Source organism: Klenkia taihuensis (genome assembly GCF_900112525.1).
Classification (GTDB): Bacteria; Actinomycetota; Actinomycetes; order Mycobacteriales; family Geodermatophilaceae; genus Klenkia; species Klenkia taihuensis.
In genome coordinates this window covers 551,346-567,819 of the sequence record NZ_FOMD01000003.1, presented here as the reverse complement: position 1 = coordinate 567,819, position 16,474 = coordinate 551,346, and the positions used below count along the sequence as shown (strand labels likewise).

Here is a 16,474-nt window from a genome sequence, read left to right as displayed (position 1 = left end):
GGGGGCCGGTCAGCCCTGGGGCGGGACCAGGCCCTGGCGCACGGCGACCAGCGCGGCCTGCGTCCGGGAGGTCAGCTGCAGCTTGCGCAGCACGTTGCTCACGTGGGTACGGGCGGTCCGTTCGCTGATCACCAGCTCGTCGGCGATCTCCTGGTTCGAGCGGCCGTGCGCGACCAGGCCGAGCACGTCCCGTTCGCGGGCGGTCAGCGAGCCCAGCCCGGTCGGCGGCGACACCATCTCCTGGGTCAGCTGGCGGGCCACCGCCGGGTCGAGGAACACCTCGCCGCGGGCGGCCGCGCGGATGGCGGCCACCACCTCGGTCGGCTCGGCGTCCTTGAGGAGGTAGCCCGAGGCACCGGCGGCCAGCGCCGCGTGCACCCGTTCCATCTCGCCGAAGCTCGTGAGCACCACGGTCCGCAGCTCGGGGTACTCCTCCCGGATCCTGGCGGTCGTCGCGACGCCGTCCATCTTCGGCATCAGCAGGTCGACCAGGACGACGTCGGGCAGCTCGCCGTGCGCCGACAGCGCACCCAGCCGGGCCAGCGCCTCCACCCCGTTGCCCGCCTCTGCGGCGACCTCGAGGTCGTCGAGCACCTCCAGGTAGGCCCGGATGCCGCGCCGCACCACGGCGTGGTCGTCGACGATGAGCACCCGCACCACCCCGTCGGTGGTCTCGTCCGGTGCAGCGGTCATGTCGTCCTCCCCTGGGCTCGGTGCGGCGCGGGCAGGGGGACGACCGCGCGCACCGAGGTACCGGTGCCGCGGGCCCGCGGCCCGACGGCGAGCGTGCCGCCCCACTTCTCCGCACGCTCGCGCATGCTGGTCAGGCCGTAGCCCTCGCGCGGCCGCTGCGGGGGCAGGCCGTGGCCGTCGTCGGTGACCGTGATCGCCAGCGACGGCCCCCGCACCCCCAGCCGCACGGTGACCCGGCCGGCCTCCGCGTGCTTGACGACGTTGTGCAGGGCCTCGGCGACGATCCGGTAGACGTCCTCGGACACCTCGTCGTCCAGCCCGTCCACCCCGGCCCCGACCTGCAGCGTCACCCGCATGCCGGTGCGGTTGGTCGTGCTCTCGGCCAGGGCGCGCAGCGCTTCCTGCAGCCCCAGCGACGTCGAGGACAGCGGACGCAGCTCGTGCACCATGGCGCGCAGGTCGGCCAGCACGGTCTGCGACAGCACCCCGATCTCGTGGGCGATGCCGCGCACGCGGTCCGTCGGCACGTCGCCACGGCTGGCGACGACGCCGAGCACCTTGGCCTGCATCCCGATCGAGAAGGCCTGCTGGACGATGCTGTCGTGCAGGTCGCGGGCCAGCCGCTGCCGCTCCTCGCGACGGGCGAGCTCGCGCTCGGCCTGCAGCAGGTCGGCGTGGTCCAGGGCCACGGCGGCCTGCTCGGCCATGGCGGTCAGGAACTCCAGCGTCTGGTTGCCGACCACCTGCCCCGGCGCCAGGTAGGCGTTGAGCACCCCTGCCGGCCGGCCGCGGATGGTGAGCGGCACGCTGGCGAACCAGCTCCAGTCCGAGTGGCTGAGGTAGGCGTGCAGCGGCGCCCACGTCGGGTCGTCGCGCAGCATCGCCCACCGGTCGGGGATCACGACGGGCTCCAGCCGCCGGAACGCCTCGAAGATGGCCAGCCGGGCACCCTGCTGGCCGCACGCCAGCAGCCGGTCGAAGAAGTCGTCGCACCGCGGGAAGCCGGCCGAGCCCATGATCCGCAGCCCGGACCCGTTCTCGTCCATGCTCAGGATCTGCACCCCGGCCAGGGCGTCGGCGCGCAGCACCTCCCGGGCCAGCGCGTCCAGGGTCGCGGCCACCGAGCCCTGCCCGGCCAGCCGCGCCGACGCGCGGGCCAGGGCGGCCACCCGGCGGCGGCGGTGCCGCTCGGAGGTGCAGTCGCGGAAGGACACCACGTGCTCACCGGTGGCGGGGTCCAGCAGGTGGGTGCGGTAGGCGAACTCGCGGAGCGCCGGTGGGCCCCCGCCGGACCAGGTGCAGACCAGCTCGGCGCCGTCGTCGTCCAGCAGGCCCTGGGCGCCGGTCGCACCCGCGGTGGTCCGGAACGGCGACGCCGACCCGACGAGGTGCTCGGCCGGGACGCCGCACAGCTCCTCGGCGGCGGGGTTGAGCCGCAGCCAGCGGCCGTCGGCGTCCAGCACGGCGAGCCCGTCCGGGGCGCGGCGCGCGACGTCGGCCCAGTCGTGGTCGACCAGCGGGTGCACGTGGCCTCCTCGGCCGGGGTGGGTGGTCGGGACCAGCATGCACAGCGGGCCGGGACCCGGGGCGTGCACCCCGGGTCCCGGCCGCCGGGCCGGTCAGTAGCCGTCGACCGGGCCGTAGCCGCCGGTGGCTGCGTCGTAGCGCACCAGCTGGACGGTGGAGATGCCCGACTCGTCGGAGCTGGTGGTGTCCACCGTGATGCCGTCGAGCAGCATCGGCGCCTGGAAGTCGGTGATCGAGCGCAGCGACTCCATGAAGGAGTCCCGGGTCGGCTCCTCCATGCCGGCGAACGCCTGCTCCAGCACCGCGCCCTCGGCGTAGCTCCACGCGCAGTGCGGCGTGTAGGTGGCCGCGATCTGCGACCCGTACTCCTCGAACGCCGCGTTGTAGGCCTGCACGTCCTCGTCCTCGGCGAAGGCCGGGGAGTTGGGGTTCTTCGAGAACGACGGCGTGTAGACGCCCGGGTAGGCGGCTGCGCCACCGGGCTCCAGGATCGTGCCCGGCGTCGAGGTGTTCGACGGCAGGAACACCCGCGGCAACCAGCCCAACGACTGGGCCTTGGTCAGCACGCCGACCTGCAGCGGCGTCACCGACACCGCGCTGAGCAGCACGTCGGCGCCGCTGGCGGCCAGCTCGGTGACCTGCGAGTCCAGCGTGGTGTCGGTGGGCTCGTAGGTCGCCGACGCGACGATCTCCACCTGGCTGCCGTCGATGGCCTCGTTGAACCCGTCGAGGTAGCTCTCGCCGAAGTCGTCGTTCTGCGCCAGCGTGGCGACGGTGATCGGCTGGCCGGCGTCGACCAAGAGCTCCCCGAAGCTGCGGCCCTCGGTGACGTAGGTGGGCAGGAAGCCGGTGGTCCACGGGTGGGCGTCGGCGTCCTCGGAGAACGTGCGGGCGCCGGTGGTGAGCAGCACCTGCGGCACCTCCTCCTCCTCGGCGATCGGCATGACCGCCGCGTTGGTCGGCGTCCCCAGGGCCCCGACGTAGGCGAAGATCCCGTCGTTGGTGAGCTGCCGGAAGTTCGACACCGCGCGGGCCGGGTCGTACACGTCGTCCAGGTAGGTGAACTCGACCTGCCGGGTCTGGCCGTCGCCGAACTCGAAACCGCCGTCGGCGTTCTTCGCCCCGATGTAGGCCGCGAGGCCCGCCACCGTGCACGAGCCGGGGCCCGCGGTCGGCCCGGACAGCGGGCTGCTGATGCCGATGCTGATCGAGTCGTCGGTGATCCCGGGGCTCGCGCCGTCCGAGCCGGGGCCGCCGGCGCTCTCGCCGCGGGTGCAGCCGGTCACGAGCAGGACGGCGATGCTCGCCGTCGCCAGCACGGCACCGGAGCGGTGGGTGATCCTCATGGGGCGGGCCTTCCTGGTGGTCATCGTCGATCGGTGGAGGCAGCCGCCGGGGTGGGCACCGCAGGCGCCGTCCCGTCGGGGTCTGGGGTGGCCGGCGCGCCCTCGGCGGCCGGGGTCCGCCGGCGCAGGCGGCCGCCGACGCGGCGGGGCAGCGAGGCCAGGCCGGCCGGCAGCACGAAGAGCACGGCCAGCAGGACGGCGCCGGAGATGAGCGCGGTGCGCGAGGAGCTGACCTGCCCCGCGACGACCGGGACCAGCACGTAGTACAGGGCGCCCAGCACCGTCCCCACGATGCTGGCCGAGCCGCCGATGACCATTGCCGCGACCAGGTTGATGGAGGTGGCGAAGACGAGCGTCTCGGGCGAGGTGTACTGCACGACGGCCAGGTACATGAAGCCCGCCAGGCCGCCGAGCAGGGAGGCGATGGTGAACGCCAGCACCTTGGTGCGGTAGGGCGAGACGCCCATCGACAGCGCGACCGCCTCGTTCTCCTTCACCACCGCGAAGGACCGGCCGACGCGGCCGCGGACCAGGTTGCGCACCAGCACGAAGACGACGACGGCGATGACGGTGACGACGTAGTAGCGCCACTGGTCGTTGGCCAGACCGGTGGTCTCGGGCGCGCGCAGGAAGCTGACCACCTGGCCCTGCGAGCCACCGGTGAACTCGTCGAGCCGGCGGGCGAGCGGTACGCCGACGATCGGCAGCGCGATGGTGATCATGGCGAGCGCGAGCCCGCGCAGCCGGGCCGCGGCCAGGGCGACCAGCATGCCGACCGTCGCGGGCAGCGCCGCGGAGAGCACCAGGGACAGCCACAACGGCCAGCCCTGCACCACGCCGTAGGCCGTCACGTACGCCCCCAGGCCGAGGAACGCGCTCTGCCCCAGCGAGACCTGGCCGGTGTACCCCATGACCACGTTCAGGCCCAGCAGCGCGACGGCGAAGACCATGATCGACGACAGCTGGTAGTTGATGAACGGGCTGGAGACCAGCGGGGCGACGACCAGCACCACGGCCAGGGCCAGACCGCCCAGGAGGGCGGCCAGCCGGACCAGCGGTGAGCGGCGCCGCGGGGCGGTGGTGGCCGGAGCGGTGGCGGGTGCGGTGCCGGATGCGGTGGCCATCAGACGCGCACCGTCGTCTTCTTGCCGAACAGACCCTGCGGCCGCAGCACGAGGATGACCATCACCGCGAGGAACGGGACGGCGATCTTCAGGTCGTCGCCGACGATGTCGACGTAGGCGCCGGCCAGGCTCTCCGCGACCCCGATGAAGGCCGCGGCGACGACCGCGCCGACCGGTGAGTCCAGGCCGCCGAGGATGGCCGCGGCGAGGGCGTAGACCAGGACGAAGTCCAGCATCCCGGGGCTGATGAACAGCTGCGGGGCGACCAGGACACCGGCGATCGCGCCGAGCGCGGCGGCCAGGCCCCAGCCGACCATGAGCAGCCGGCTCACCGGCAGCGCCGACAGCGCGGACGACTCGGGGTTGTCGGCCACCGCCCGCATCGCCAGGCCGAGCTTGGTGGACCGGAACAGCAGCTGCAGACCCGCCATCACCGCGAGCAGGACCACGATCGTGCCGACCGACCGGAGGCTGACGAACACCCCCAGCACCTCGAAGGTCCGGTTGGGGAACAGCGACGGGAAGGGGTGCGGCTCGTAGCCGAAGAAGAACGCCGAGCCGCCGGTGAGCAGCAGCAGCAACGCGATGGTGGCGACGATCGCCGTGTCGGGCTCCCCGCGTTCGAAGTGCCGCATCACCCCGCGCTCGAGCAGGGCCCCCAGCGCGAAGCCCGCGACCACCGCGGCCAGCAGGGCGGCCAGCACCGGGACGCCGGCGCGGACGAGGGCGTAGGCGACGAAGGTGGCCGCGACCGCCATCCCGCCCTGCGCGAAGTTCACCAGCCCGGTGGCCCGGAAGACCAGCACGATGGCCAGGGCGAGGGCCGCGTAGATGGCCCCGTTGGACAACCCGTCGACCACCACTTGGACGAAGTAGGACATTCAACCCCCCAGGTAGGCGCGGCGGACGGCGTCCATGCCGAGCAGTTCGGAGCTGGTGCCGTGCAGGGCGACCCGGCCGGTCTCGAGGACGGTGGCGTCGTCCACGACGGAGAACGCCAGGTTCGCGTTCTGCTCGACGACGACCATCGCCACCTGGGCCTCCTGCCGGAGCCGCACGACGGCGTCGTACACGCGGCGTGCGGTGCTCGGCGCCAGGCCCAGCGACGCCTCGTCCAGCAGCATCACCCGCGGCTTGGCCATGAACGCCCGCCCCACCGCGAGCATCTGCTGCTCACCGCCGGACAGCGCCGCGGCGTGGGACCGGATCCGCTCGGCGAGGTTGGGGAACAGGTCCAGGCAGTAGTCCAGGTCGGCGGAGACCGCCGCCTTGTCCTTGCGGCGGTAGGCGCCGACCAGCAGGTTCTCGCGGACCGTGAGCTGCCCGAGGGTGCCGCGGCCCTCCGGCACGTGGGCGATGCCCAGCGCTGCGGTGCGGTCGGGCCCGAGACCCGAGATGTCCCGGCCCTCGAACAGGACCCGGCCGGTGGTGCGGACCATGCCGCTGATGGCGCGCAGCGTCGTCGTCTTGCCGGCGCCGTTGGCACCGAGCAGGCCGGTCGCCCCGTTGTCGGGCAGCGTCAGCGAGATCCCGTGCAGCACGTCGGCGTGGCCGTAGGAGGCCCGTACGTCCTCCAGCTCCAGCAGGCTCACGCCGCGCCCACCTCCTTGCCGAGGTAGGCCTCCACGACCCGGGGGTCGGACTGGGCCTCGGCCGCGGTGCCCTCCATGAGCTTGGCGCCGTGGTCGAGGACGACGACCCGGTCGGTGAGCGCCGAGATCAGGCCCATGTGGTGCTCGACCACCACGACGGTCAGGTCGAACTCCTGGCGGACCTCGCGCACCGTGCTGATCAGGGCCTCGACCTCGCCGTGCGACAGCCCGGCCGCCGGCTCGTCGAGCAGCAGCAGCGAGGGGCGGGACAGCAGCGCCCGGCACAGCTCGACGCCCTTGTGGAGACCGTGCGACAGCTCGTCGGCGGGGGTGTGCGCCGCCCAGCCCAGACCGGTGCGCTCGAGCAGCTCCAGGGCGCGGTCGCGCGCCTGCCGCTCGTGCCGGCGGGTGGTCGGCAGCCGCAGGGCCCAGGAGACCGGGCCGCCGGGCAGCCAGGAGTGCGCGCCGAGCATGACGTTCTCCAGCACGGTGGCGTCCAGCCGCAGCGCCGGGTGCTGGAACGTGCGGGCCAGCCCGAGCCGCGCCATCCGCCAGGCCGGCGTCCGCACCGTCTCGGTGCCGCCGACCAGGATCGAGCCGGCCGTGGGCTGGTAGTGCCCGCTGATGCAGTTGAACAACGAGGTCTTGCCGGCCCCGTTGGGGCCGACCAGGCCCAGGATGCCGCCGCGCGGGGCGTCGAAGGAGACGTCGTCGAGCACGGTGATGCCGCCGAAGCGCAGGGACACCCCCCGCACGCTCAGGCCCGGCTCGGCCGGTGGCGTCGTCGCCATCGGTGCTCCCCTCCGTCGTGGACCGCTGAGGGAAAGCTATGGAGGGCGGATGTGATCCGGAACACCGCAATGTCGCCGTCGGTGCGGGCCGGTTGGCGCGCACCGACAGCGACATCCGTCCTAGGCCGGGGGGCGCAGCACGGGGACCAGCAGGTGCGAGCCGTGCGCGCCGCCGGTGTGCACGGTGTGCCGGCCGTCGTTGACCGTGTCGGTGTGCCGGGCGTACGTCAGGTGCTCGGGGTAGCGCATGACGTCGGTGCCCTGCACGACCAGCAGCAGACCCTCCCCCGCGGCGAACCGGGTGCCCGACGGCCAGACCTCGACGTCGAGCCTGGTCGGCTCACCGGGCACCAGCGGCAGCGCGCGCCGGTGGGCCAGCACGGGCAGGTGGTCGGTGCTGCGGTCCGGGTCCAGCTCCCGGTGCGAGGCGCGCAGCCAGCCCAGCGCGACCGGGCCGTCCTCGAACTGACCGTAGTGCGCGAACCCGACCTGCTCCCCCGCCGCGTCGAGCTTGAACAGCGCCAGGAACACGTCGGCGTCCTCGGCCTCGGCGGACAGGTGCAGCACCGCCCGGACGTGCCCGACCAGCTCGACCGGCTCGTCGAAGGTGATGGTGAAGCTGGCGCGGCGCGGGGCCAGGCCGCTGCCCAGCCCGTCGTAGGACGTCGTCCCCCCGCGCTGCGGTGGCTCCCAGGACAACGAGCCGTCGACGGCGTCCAGGTGCAGCGGCCGGAGCTCGACGTCCTCCAGCGGCCACTCCCGCGCATCGACCCAGGTGCCCTGCCCGTAGGCCTCCCGCACCTCGGCCCGCACCCGCGGCAGGCCGTCGAGACCGGGGCCGCGGTCGAGGAGGTAGCGGTCGAAGAAGGCACGCTGCCGGTCGACGAGCTCCGGCTCGTAGTAGTAGGCCCACTTCTTGCGGCCGTGCACGTCCAGCCACTTCTCGGCCGACCCCAACCGGCGGAACCCCTCCAGCGTGCCGCGGCTGTGCAGGCCGTGGTCGGCCCAGCTGGCGACCACGTAGGCCGGGACCCGCACGGCCTCCAGGTCGGGGGTCTTGCTGGCCCAGAACTCGTCGAACCAGGGGTGGGCGGCGGTCTCGGCCTCGAGGTCCTCCACCTCGGTCGTGCTGGCGCCCCAGCGTTCCCAGATGTAGGGCCAGAACGACGTCTCGGGGATCCCGCCGTGCCGGGCGACCTCCCGGTAGGTGTCGTTCCAGCCCTCCCAGGGGTTGATCGCCGCCAGGTGCGGCGGGTCCAGCGCGGCGACGAACCACTGCAGGCTGGACAGGTAGGACACCCCCGACAGCCCGACCTTCCCGGCGCTCCACGGCTGGGTGCCGGCCCACTCCACAAGGTCGGCGAAGGCGGCCGCCTCCTCCGGGGAGTGGTAGGTCGCCCGGCCCTGCGAGTACCAGGTACCGGGGACGTCGGCGAGCACGATCGCGTAGCCGTGCGGCACCCAGTACTCCGGGTCGGGGGCCTCGAAGGTGGTCAGGTCCGACGTCCACTCCGGCCGCACGCCCGCGCGCGGGTAGATCTGCCCGATGGGTGCGGGGTTGTGCTTGCCGTAGGGCGACCAGCTCACCAGCGGCGCCGCCGGGACGTCGGTGTCGGGCCGGTACACGTCGACGTGGAGCACGTGCCCCTGGTCGCCGAAGGGGACCGCGACGTCGCGCTCGACCACCATGCCCGGACGGCGCTCCACCCGGTGCTGCGGCGGCCGGCCGCCCCGGGACTCCGGCGTGCTGCGCGGCGGGCGGAAGGTGTAGCGGTCGGTCACGGCGTCCTCCGGGTGCACCCGGCCGCCTGGGCTCGGCGCACCGGTCACCGCGCACGCTCCGCCCCCGCGCCGCCGGCCCACCAGCGTCATCCGTCTCGTCCGCGCACCGTCCGCGTGCCAGGGTGGGCCGGTGTTCGTGACCATCGACCTGTTCAGCGCGCTGGTCGACAGCCGCAGCGGCGCGGCGCCGGTGCTGGCCGCGCTGGCCGCCGACCAGGGCCACGACGCCGACGGCGGCGAGCTGTACGACGACTGGGACGCCCGGAACAAGGCCACCCAGCGCGACCGCACCGACTGGGTGCCCTTCGCCGAGCACTGCCGGCAGGCCCTGGTCGCGACCTGGGCGGCCCGCGGCTGGGACGCCGGCGACGCACCGGCCGCCGCGCTGCTGGGCTCGCTGCCGGACTGGCCGCTGTGGCCCGACGTCGCCGACGCCCTCCCCGGGGTGCGGGCCGCCGGGCACCGGGTCGGGGTGCTGTCCAACGTGGACGACGACCTGCTCGCCCGCACCCGGGTCGCGCCGCTGGTCGACGACGCCGACCGGCTCACCAGCGAGCGGCTGCGCGCGTACAAGCCCTCGCCCGCCCTCTACCGGCGGGCCGTCGACGCCGGGGTGGACGTGCACGTCCCGGCGTCGGCGCGCGACACCCGCGGTGCGCTGGAGGCGGGGATCGCCGTCGTCCGGGTGGCCCGGCCCGGGCACCGCACCGACCCGGCCGGCCCGCAGCCTGCGCACACGGTCACCGACCTGCACGCACTCCCCGGGGTGCTCGACCGGCTCGGCTGAGACGGGCCAGCCACAGCCCCAGGACGCCGAGCGCCACCCCGGCCGCGGCGCCGAGGGTGTTCGACGTCCAGTCGGTGGTGTCGCAGGCGCGGCCCAGCCCGGTGGCCACCGCCTGCACGGCCTCGACGCCGGCGGACAACCCGCTGGCGGCCAGCAGCACGGCCCACGGCCGGCGGGTGGCCACCGTCGCCAGCAGCGCCGGCGGGACGAACAGCAGCACGTTGGCGACCAGCTCGACCGCGCCCCACGAGGGCAGCGACCACTGCACCGTGCACCCGACCGTGCCGGTCACGCGCCCGGTCGGGCTGAGCGTCAGCGCGGCGAGCGGCACCAGCCACGCCGCGGCAAGCCACCCCGCCACCCGCGGCCGACCCGCCAGGCCCGCCGCGAGGAGCGGACCGGCGACGAGGAGCACCAGGGGACCCGCCGTGGTCGCCCACGGGTGGTCCAGCAGCCAGTTGGTGATCACGCCTGCAGCATGACGGGGCGGGCCCGTCGCAGGCATCAGCCTGCGGACGGACCCGCCTGGTCCTGGAGTACCGGATCAGTGCCTGCGGTCGCGCACCTTGCGCTTGGCGTAGGGGACGCCGACCTTCGCGGCCAGCTTCACCACGACCCAGCCGACGGCGGCGAAGGCGTTCTTCTTGGCGGCCATCAGCGGGCACCGGCCTTGGTCGTCGGGTCGGGCGTCGTGACGGCGGCGGCGACGGAGTGGCCGCCGTCGGCGCTCCACAGCACCTTGTGCAGCAGGGCACCGATCACCGCACCCACCAGCGGGACGACGACGAACAGCCAGACCTGCGACAGCGCGGTGCCGCCGGAGACCAGCGCCGGGCCCAGCGAGCGGGCCGGGTTGACCGAGGTGCCGTCGACCGGGATGGCGACCAGGTGCGCCACGACCAGGACCAGGCCGATCGGGATGCCGGCGACCGCGGCGTTGGAGCTGCGCGCGGTGGCGGCCAGGACGACCATCACCAGCAGCGCGGTGAAGACCAGCTCGACGGTGATCGCGGCGCCGATGCCGTAGCCGCCGGTGGAGGCGGCGCCCCAGCCGTTGGTGCCCAGGCCGTCGGTGGCCAGGTCGAAGCTCGGGTCCGCCGAGCGGAAGGCGTAGACCACGCCCGCGCCGGCCAGACCGCCCAGCAGCTGGGCGACCACGTAGGCGCCGGCCGCGGCGGGCTCGATGCGCTTGGCGATCAGCGCGCCGAGGGTGACGGCGGGGTTGACGTGCGCGCCGGAGACCGGGCCGATCGTGTAGGCCAGGACCAGCAGGCTCAGGCCGAAGGCGAGGGCGATCCCCACGGTGCCGGTCCCGGGAGCGGCGACCGCGGTGCCGACACCGCCGATCACCAGCAGGGCGGTACCGAGGAACTCAGCGAGTGCCCGGATGGGCAGCGCCGGCTGGGCGGGTGCTGCCGGGGCGGCGGGGGTGGGTCGGGCAGTGCGGGCGGCGGTGGCCATGGCTCCTCTTCTCGAAGCGGACATCGGTTGCGGGCCACCAGGTGACCGCACACGTAACGCCGTAAACCTCGGTTCAGAGAACGGCCTTGCCCGCGTCGCGCAGCGCCTGGTCCAGGATCACCAACCCCTCGTCCACCTCGGCGTCGGTGGCGGTCAGCGGCGGGGCGATCCGGAAGACCCCGGACATGCCCTTGAGCTGCACCACGTTCATGTGCAGACCGAGCTCGTAGCAGCGCCGGGTGACCTCGGCGCCCAGCACGTCGGACCCCTGCTTGGTGGCCCGGTCGACCACCAGCTCCAGGCCCTGCAGCAGGCCCCGCCCACGGACGTCGCCCACCACCTCGTGCTCCTCGGCCAGCGCCCGCAGCCCCGCACCCAGCCGGGCGCCGAGCTGCGCGGCCCGGACGTCGAGCCGGTCCCGCTCCAGCACGTCGAGCACCGTCGTCCCCACCGCCGCGACCAGCGGGTCGGAGGCGTGCGTGGTCAGGAAGAGGAACCCGCGCTCGTGGGCGGCGGCCTCGACCTCGGCGCTGGTGACGACGGCGGCCAGCGGCAGCCCGGCGCCCAGGGTCTTGGACAGCGTGATGATGTCGGGGACGACGCCGTCGCGCTCGAAGGCGTACCAGGTGCCGGTGCGGCACAGGCCGGTCTGCGCCTCGTCGAGCACCAGCAGCATGCCGCGCTCGCGGCACTTGCGCTGCAGGGCGGCCAGGTAGCCCGGCGGGGGCTCGATGATGCCGCCCGAGCTGAGGATCGGCTCCACGATGCAGGCGGCCAGCGCCCCGGTGGACTGCGCGTCCACCATCGCGAACGCCAGGTCCAGCTGGCGGGCCCAGTCCAGCTCGCCGTCGGCGTCGACGACGTCGGGCCGGTAGGCGTTCGGTGTCGGGATGGCGATGTTGCCCGGCGCGGCCGGCCCGTAGCCCTTGCGGCCGGCGCTGTAGGTCGCCCCCGCCGCCGCGCCGGTCATGCCGTGCCACGAGCCGGAGAAGGCGACCACCTCGTGCCCGCCGGTGACCAGCTTGGCCAGCCGCAGCGCGGCCTCGTTGGACTCCGCGCCGGTGGTCAGCAGCTGCACCTTCTCCAGCGGGTCGGGCAGCGAGGCGGCCAGCCGCTCGGCCAGCTCCAGCACCGGGCGGCTGAGCATGCCGCTGAACAGGTGGTCCAGCGCGCCGACCTGCTCGCGCACGGTGGCCACGACGTCGGGGTGGGAGTGGCCGAGGATCGCGCTCATCTGGCCCGACGTGAAGTCCAGCAGCCGCCGTCCGGACTCCGTGGTGACGTAGCTGCCCTGCGCCGAGGCGATCACCTCCGGGGTGAAGCTGCCCGTGCCCAGGTACCGGATGAGGTTGCGCTCGAGGTCCACGGCGCCCAGCGTGACCACCCGGACTGCACAGGTCCAGCACGGATTCCCGATGCTGCTGTGCAGTTCTGCTGCACACTGGCCCGGTGCTCAACCCGTGGCGGCTGCAGCTGCTGGTCGACCTGCAGGAGCTCGGCACCGTGCGCGCGGTCGCCGGCCGGGCCCACCTGAGCCCGTCGGCGGTGAGCCAGCAGCTGGCCGTCCTGGAGCGGGAGACCGGTGCCGCGCTGGTGGAGCGCGAGGGCCGGCGCGTGCGGCTGACACCGGCCGGTCAGCTGCTCGCGGACCGCTCCCGCGACGTGCTGCACCGCCTCGAGCAGCTGTCGGCCGGCACCGGCGACGCGCCGTCGGGCACCGTGCGGCTGGCGGTGTTCCAGAGCGCGGTGCACGCCCTCGCCGTCCCCGCCGCGGAGGCGGTCGCCGCCGCCCACCCCGCCGTCGAGGTGGTGGTACTGGAGCTCGAGCCGCACGAGAGCATGCCGGCGCTGCGCCGCGGGGACGTCGACGTCATCGTCACCACCACCGACCTGGCCGGCACCGAGCTCGGCCCGGCGGTGGACCTGCTGCCGCTGGGCACCGACGAAGTCGTCGCCGTGCTGCCGCCGGGCCACCCCGCCGCGGCCGCCGAGCGGCTGGACCTGGCCGCCTGCGCCGGCGAGCGCTGGACCCTGGACGTGCCGGGCTCCTACATGTCCGAGCTGACCACCCGCCGGTGCCGGGACGCCGGGTTCGAGCCGCACGTGGTCTGCCGGCTGCAGAACTACCTCCTCGCGCTCCAGCACGTCGCGGCCGGCCGGTCGGTGGCGCTGCTGCCCTCGCTCGCCGTGGACGCCCGCTCCGACGTGGTGACCCGGCCGCTGGACCCGCCGTCGGTGCGCCGGGTGGTCGCCGCCGTCCGGCGTCCCTCGGCGGCGCAGCCGGCCGTGCGGGCGGTGCTGGACCAGCTGCGGACGACGGCCGGGGTGGGTCTGCGCCACCGGTGACCGACCGTCCGCGCGCGGGCCGTTAGGGTCGTGCACGTCCGGGACGGGCGGCCGCGCGGAACGCGGGCGCGCACCTCGTAGCCCTCGAGCGACGCCCCCGGCCGAGCAGGGAGCCGCGCCGTGCCCGCCGACGTCCCCGGGGTCCCCGACCCCGTCGCCCTCGCCGTGGAGGCCGGCGGTGTGGGCGTCTTCGACTGGGACCTCACCGGCGACGCGATGTGGTGGAACGCGGCCCTGCAGGAGATGTTCGGCTACACCGCGGCCGACTTCCGCCCCACCACCGAGTCCTTCTTCCGCCGGCTGCACCCCGAGGACCGCGACCGGGTGACGCGCGCGGTGGAGGCCGCGGTGGCGACGCAGGGCGGGTTCGTCGCCGAGTACCGGGTCGTGCTGCCCGACGGCCGGACCCGCTGGGTCCAGGGCCGGGGCCGGGTGCTCGCCGACGGCACCGGCGCGCCGGTCCGGTTCGTCGGCACGGCCTACGACACGACCGAGGTGCACACCGGGGACGTCCGCACCGGTCGGCTGCTGGCCACGATGCCGTGGGGCTTCGTCGTGCTGGACCACTCGTGGCGGTTCACCGTGGTGAACCCCGCCGCGGAGGTCCTGCTGCGGCAGCCGGCTCACCAGCTGCTGGGCCGGACCGTCTGGGAGGCGTTCCCCGCCGTGCTCGGCGGGGAGCTGGAGACGGCCTTCCGCACCGCGGTCTCGACCCAGCAGGCGCAGACCCTGACCGCCCACCACCCGGCGCCGGTGGACGTCTGGTTCGACGTCTCCTGCTGGCCGTCGCCCGAGGGGTTGACCCTGTTCTTCGCCGACGCGACCGAGCGCGCCCTGGCCGACCGGCGTGCCGCGGCCACCGCCGGGCGGCTCGCCCTGCTGGCCGAGGTGGCCGACGCGCTGGTGACCGCCCCCGACGTCGCCGACGTGCTCGACGCCCTGCCCCGGCTGCTCGTCCCCCTCACCGCCGACGCCTGCATCGTCACCGTCCTGGGCCCCGACGGCCGGGCCCGGGACGTGAGCTCCTGGCACACCGACCCCGGCAAGCGCGCCGACCTGGCCGCGTACGCCACCAGGCGGCTGGTCGAGCTGCCCGGCACGACACCGTTCGCGCAGGTGGTGCACACCGGGCTGCTACGGCACGTCGCACCGGAGCAGGTCGCCGCCCTCCCCCTGCACCCGGTGGCCCGGACGCACCTGGACGCCCTCGGGCCGGCGCGGGCGTCCATCGTGCCGCTGCGCACCCGCGGCCGCGTACTGGGCGCCCTCTCCCTGCTCAGCGCCGCCGACCGGCCCCGCGACCCCGACACCGAGCGGGTGGTGGTCGACATCGCCGACCGCGTCGCGACCGCCCTCGACGCCGACCGGCTCCGCCGGGCCCGGACCCAGCTGGCCGAGGACCTCCAGCGCAGCATGCTGACGGCCCCGCCCGAGCCCGACCACGCCGAGGTCGTCGTCCGCTACCAGCCGGCCGCCGAGGCGGCCCGGGTGGGCGGGGACTGGTACGACGCCTTCCTGCAGCGCGACGGCACGACGATGGTCGTCATCGGGGACGTCGTCGGGCACGACACCGCCGCCGCGGCCGCGATGGGTCAGCTGCGCGGCCTGCTGCGCGGGATCGCCACCTACTCCGACGGCGGGCCGGCCGAGGTGCTGCGGGGCCTGGACGCGGCCGTCGAGGTGCTGCAGGTCGGGGCCCTGGCCACCGCCGCGGTGGCCAGGTTCGAGCAGACACCCGACGAGGTCGAGCGCGGGGTGACCCGCATGGTGTGGTCCAACGCCGGCCACCCGCCCCCGCTGGTGCTGCACACCGACGGCCGGGTCGACGTCCTGGAGCGCCGGCCCCAGCTGCTGCTCGGGGTCGACCCCGGCACGCCCCGCACCGAGCACGTCGTCGTCCTCGACCGCGGGGCCACCGTCCTGCTCTACACCGACGGCCTGGTCGAGCGGCGGGACGCCGACCTGGACGAGGGGACGGCGCGGCTGACCGCGGTCACCGCCCGGCTGGGCCACCTCCCCCTGCAGCAGCTGTGCGACGGCCTGGTGCGCGAGCTCGTCGACGGCCACCCCGACGACGACATCGCGCTCGTCGCCGTCCGGCTGCACCGGCAGGACCGGCCGCGCCCGGCCGAGGCCGGGCCGCAGGTGGTGCCGCCGGGCGTACCGGCCCCGGCCCACCCGGCGCAGTGAGCGCGCCGCCTCAGGTCTGGCAGCGCGGGCACCACCAGGTGTGCCGCACCCCCGGCTCGTTGGGGATCTCCGGGCTGAACTGGAGCTTCGTGCCGCAGCGCCGGCAGGGCTCCCCGGTGCGGCCGTAGACGTAGTACCGCTCCCCGGGCCGGGTGTTGCCGGTGGTGACCCGTCCGGGACCCCCGGGCCTGACCGCGAACCGCATCGCCCGCACCGCCAGCCGGATGAGCGGCTCGACCTCGACCCGGCCGACCGGGGTGAAGGGCAGGTGGCCGCGCAGGAACGCCAGCTCGTTGACCCAGACGTTGCCCAGGCCGAGCACCAGCCGCTGGTCCAGCAGCGCCGACACCAGCGGCCGGTCCGGCTGCGCCTCGAGGTTCGCGGTGGCCTCGGCGATGACCTCCGGCGCGGGGCGGGTGTCGTCGAGCAGGTCGGGGCCCAGGTGCCCGACGACGGTGTGCTCGGCCTCGGTGGGCAGCAGCTCGACCACCGGCAGCCGCAGCCCGATCGCCGTGGGCCCGCTGGTGGCCAGCACCAGGCGGGCGTCGCCCATCAGCCGGCGCGGCAGCAGCTTGCCGTGGCCGACGATGCTCCACTCGCCGTCCATCTCCAGGTGCGTGTGCAGCGTGACGGCCCGGCCGTCGTGGTCGAAGCGGGTGAGCATGTGCTTGCCCCGCGGGACCAGCGACAGCACCCGGGCCCCGGACAGGTCGGCGGTGGCGAAGCGCGGGACGCGGAAGTCGCTGCTCTCGACCACGGTGCCCACGAGCGGCTGCATCCGGCGCGCGAGCCGGTAGATGGTGTCCCCCTCTGGCACGGCTGCCCACGGTAGTCA

Annotated in this window: 15 protein-coding genes; 3 read left to right on the top strand and 12 right to left on the bottom strand. The window is 74.8% G+C overall.

Going from position 1 to position 16,474, the window contains the following annotated elements:
• Nucleotides 1-9 precede the first annotated feature (9 nt).
• The 8 genes from BM158_RS14800 to BM158_RS14765 all read right to left on the bottom strand — a co-directional run bounded on the left by BM158_RS14800 (nucleotide 10) and on the right by BM158_RS14765 (nucleotide 8,855).
• Nucleotides 10-693 (bottom strand): response regulator, encoded by a 684-nt coding sequence (locus BM158_RS14800; RefSeq protein ID WP_091560476.1) that lies wholly within the window; start codon nucleotides 691-693, stop codon nucleotides 10-12.
• Nucleotides 690-2,219 carry a sensor histidine kinase gene (locus BM158_RS14795; protein ID WP_165628946.1) on the bottom strand — a complete coding sequence of 510 codons (1,530 nt, stop codon included), beginning with the start codon at nucleotides 2,217-2,219 and terminating at the stop codon, nucleotides 690-692. Before BM158_RS14795 ends, BM158_RS14800 begins: the two co-directional genes overlap by 4 nt.
• Nucleotides 2,220-2,312: 93 nt before the next feature.
• Nucleotides 2,313-3,566, bottom strand: coding sequence for an ABC transporter substrate-binding protein (locus BM158_RS14790; RefSeq protein ID WP_091560470.1), 1,254 nt, complete (start codon nucleotides 3,564-3,566; stop codon nucleotides 2,313-2,315).
• Between the two features lie 20 nt (nucleotides 3,567-3,586).
• The gene (locus tag BM158_RS14785; RefSeq protein WP_091560467.1) at nucleotides 3,587-4,690 is read right to left on the bottom strand and encodes a branched-chain amino acid ABC transporter permease; all 1,104 of its coding nucleotides are present in this window, start codon (nucleotides 4,688-4,690) and stop codon (nucleotides 3,587-3,589) included.
• Complete coding sequence (locus BM158_RS14780) at nucleotides 4,690-5,571, bottom strand: branched-chain amino acid ABC transporter permease (RefSeq protein ID WP_091560462.1); 882 nt, start codon at nucleotides 5,569-5,571, stop codon at nucleotides 4,690-4,692. The genes BM158_RS14785 and BM158_RS14780 overlap by 1 nt, the downstream gene beginning before the upstream one ends.
• Nucleotides 5,572-6,282, bottom strand: coding sequence for an ABC transporter ATP-binding protein (locus BM158_RS14775; protein ID WP_091560458.1), 711 nt, complete (start codon nucleotides 6,280-6,282; stop codon nucleotides 5,572-5,574). It abuts the gene before it with no gap.
• Nucleotides 6,279-7,073 (bottom strand): ABC transporter ATP-binding protein, encoded by a 795-nt coding sequence (locus BM158_RS14770; RefSeq protein ID WP_091560455.1) that lies wholly within the window; start codon nucleotides 7,071-7,073, stop codon nucleotides 6,279-6,281. The genes BM158_RS14775 and BM158_RS14770 overlap by 4 nt, the downstream gene beginning before the upstream one ends.
• 120 nt (nucleotides 7,074-7,193) lie before the next feature.
• On the bottom strand, nucleotides 7,194-8,855 hold the full coding sequence (locus tag BM158_RS14765; protein WP_165628945.1) for a CocE/NonD family hydrolase: 1,662 nt from the start codon (nucleotides 8,853-8,855) through the stop codon (nucleotides 7,194-7,196).
• Between the two features lie 130 nt (nucleotides 8,856-8,985).
• Here BM158_RS14765 and BM158_RS14760 point away from each other — a divergent pair, with 130 nt between their 5' ends.
• Complete coding sequence (locus BM158_RS14760; protein WP_091560450.1) at nucleotides 8,986-9,642, top strand: HAD family hydrolase; 657 nt, start codon at nucleotides 8,986-8,988, stop codon at nucleotides 9,640-9,642.
• Here BM158_RS14760 and BM158_RS14755 read toward each other — a convergent pair.
• From BM158_RS14755 to BM158_RS14745, 3 genes are all read right to left on the bottom strand, one after another.
• Nucleotides 9,596-10,111: a VanZ family protein gene (locus BM158_RS14755; RefSeq protein ID WP_091560447.1), complete on the bottom strand. Its 516-nt coding sequence runs from the start codon at nucleotides 10,109-10,111 to the stop codon at nucleotides 9,596-9,598. The genes BM158_RS14760 and BM158_RS14755 overlap by 47 nt on opposite strands.
• 185 nt (nucleotides 10,112-10,296) lie before the next feature.
• Nucleotides 10,297-11,103, bottom strand: coding sequence for an aquaporin (locus BM158_RS14750; RefSeq protein ID WP_091560443.1), 807 nt, complete (start codon nucleotides 11,101-11,103; stop codon nucleotides 10,297-10,299).
• 73 nt (nucleotides 11,104-11,176) lie between these two features.
• A complete protein-coding gene (locus tag BM158_RS14745; protein WP_229827389.1) occupies nucleotides 11,177-12,469 on the bottom strand; it encodes an aspartate aminotransferase family protein in 1,293 nt (430 codons plus the stop codon).
• Nucleotides 12,470-12,552: 83 nt separating this feature from the next.
• On the opposite strand from BM158_RS14745, the gene BM158_RS14740 reads away from it, so the two are divergent.
• Nucleotides 12,553-13,449, top strand: a complete 897-nt coding sequence (locus BM158_RS14740) for a LysR family transcriptional regulator (RefSeq protein WP_091560437.1) — start codon at nucleotides 12,553-12,555, stop codon at nucleotides 13,447-13,449.
• Between the two features lie 120 nt (nucleotides 13,450-13,569).
• Nucleotides 13,570-15,639 (top strand): SpoIIE family protein phosphatase, encoded by a 2,070-nt coding sequence (locus BM158_RS14735; protein WP_091560433.1) that lies wholly within the window; start codon nucleotides 13,570-13,572, stop codon nucleotides 15,637-15,639.
• A gap of 10 nt (nucleotides 15,640-15,649) precedes the next feature.
• Here BM158_RS14735 and BM158_RS14730 read toward each other — a convergent pair whose 3' ends face one another.
• Nucleotides 15,650-16,456, bottom strand: a complete 807-nt coding sequence (locus BM158_RS14730; RefSeq protein ID WP_091560428.1) for a DNA-formamidopyrimidine glycosylase family protein — start codon at nucleotides 16,454-16,456, stop codon at nucleotides 15,650-15,652.
• Nucleotides 16,457-16,474: the final 18 nt, after the last annotated feature.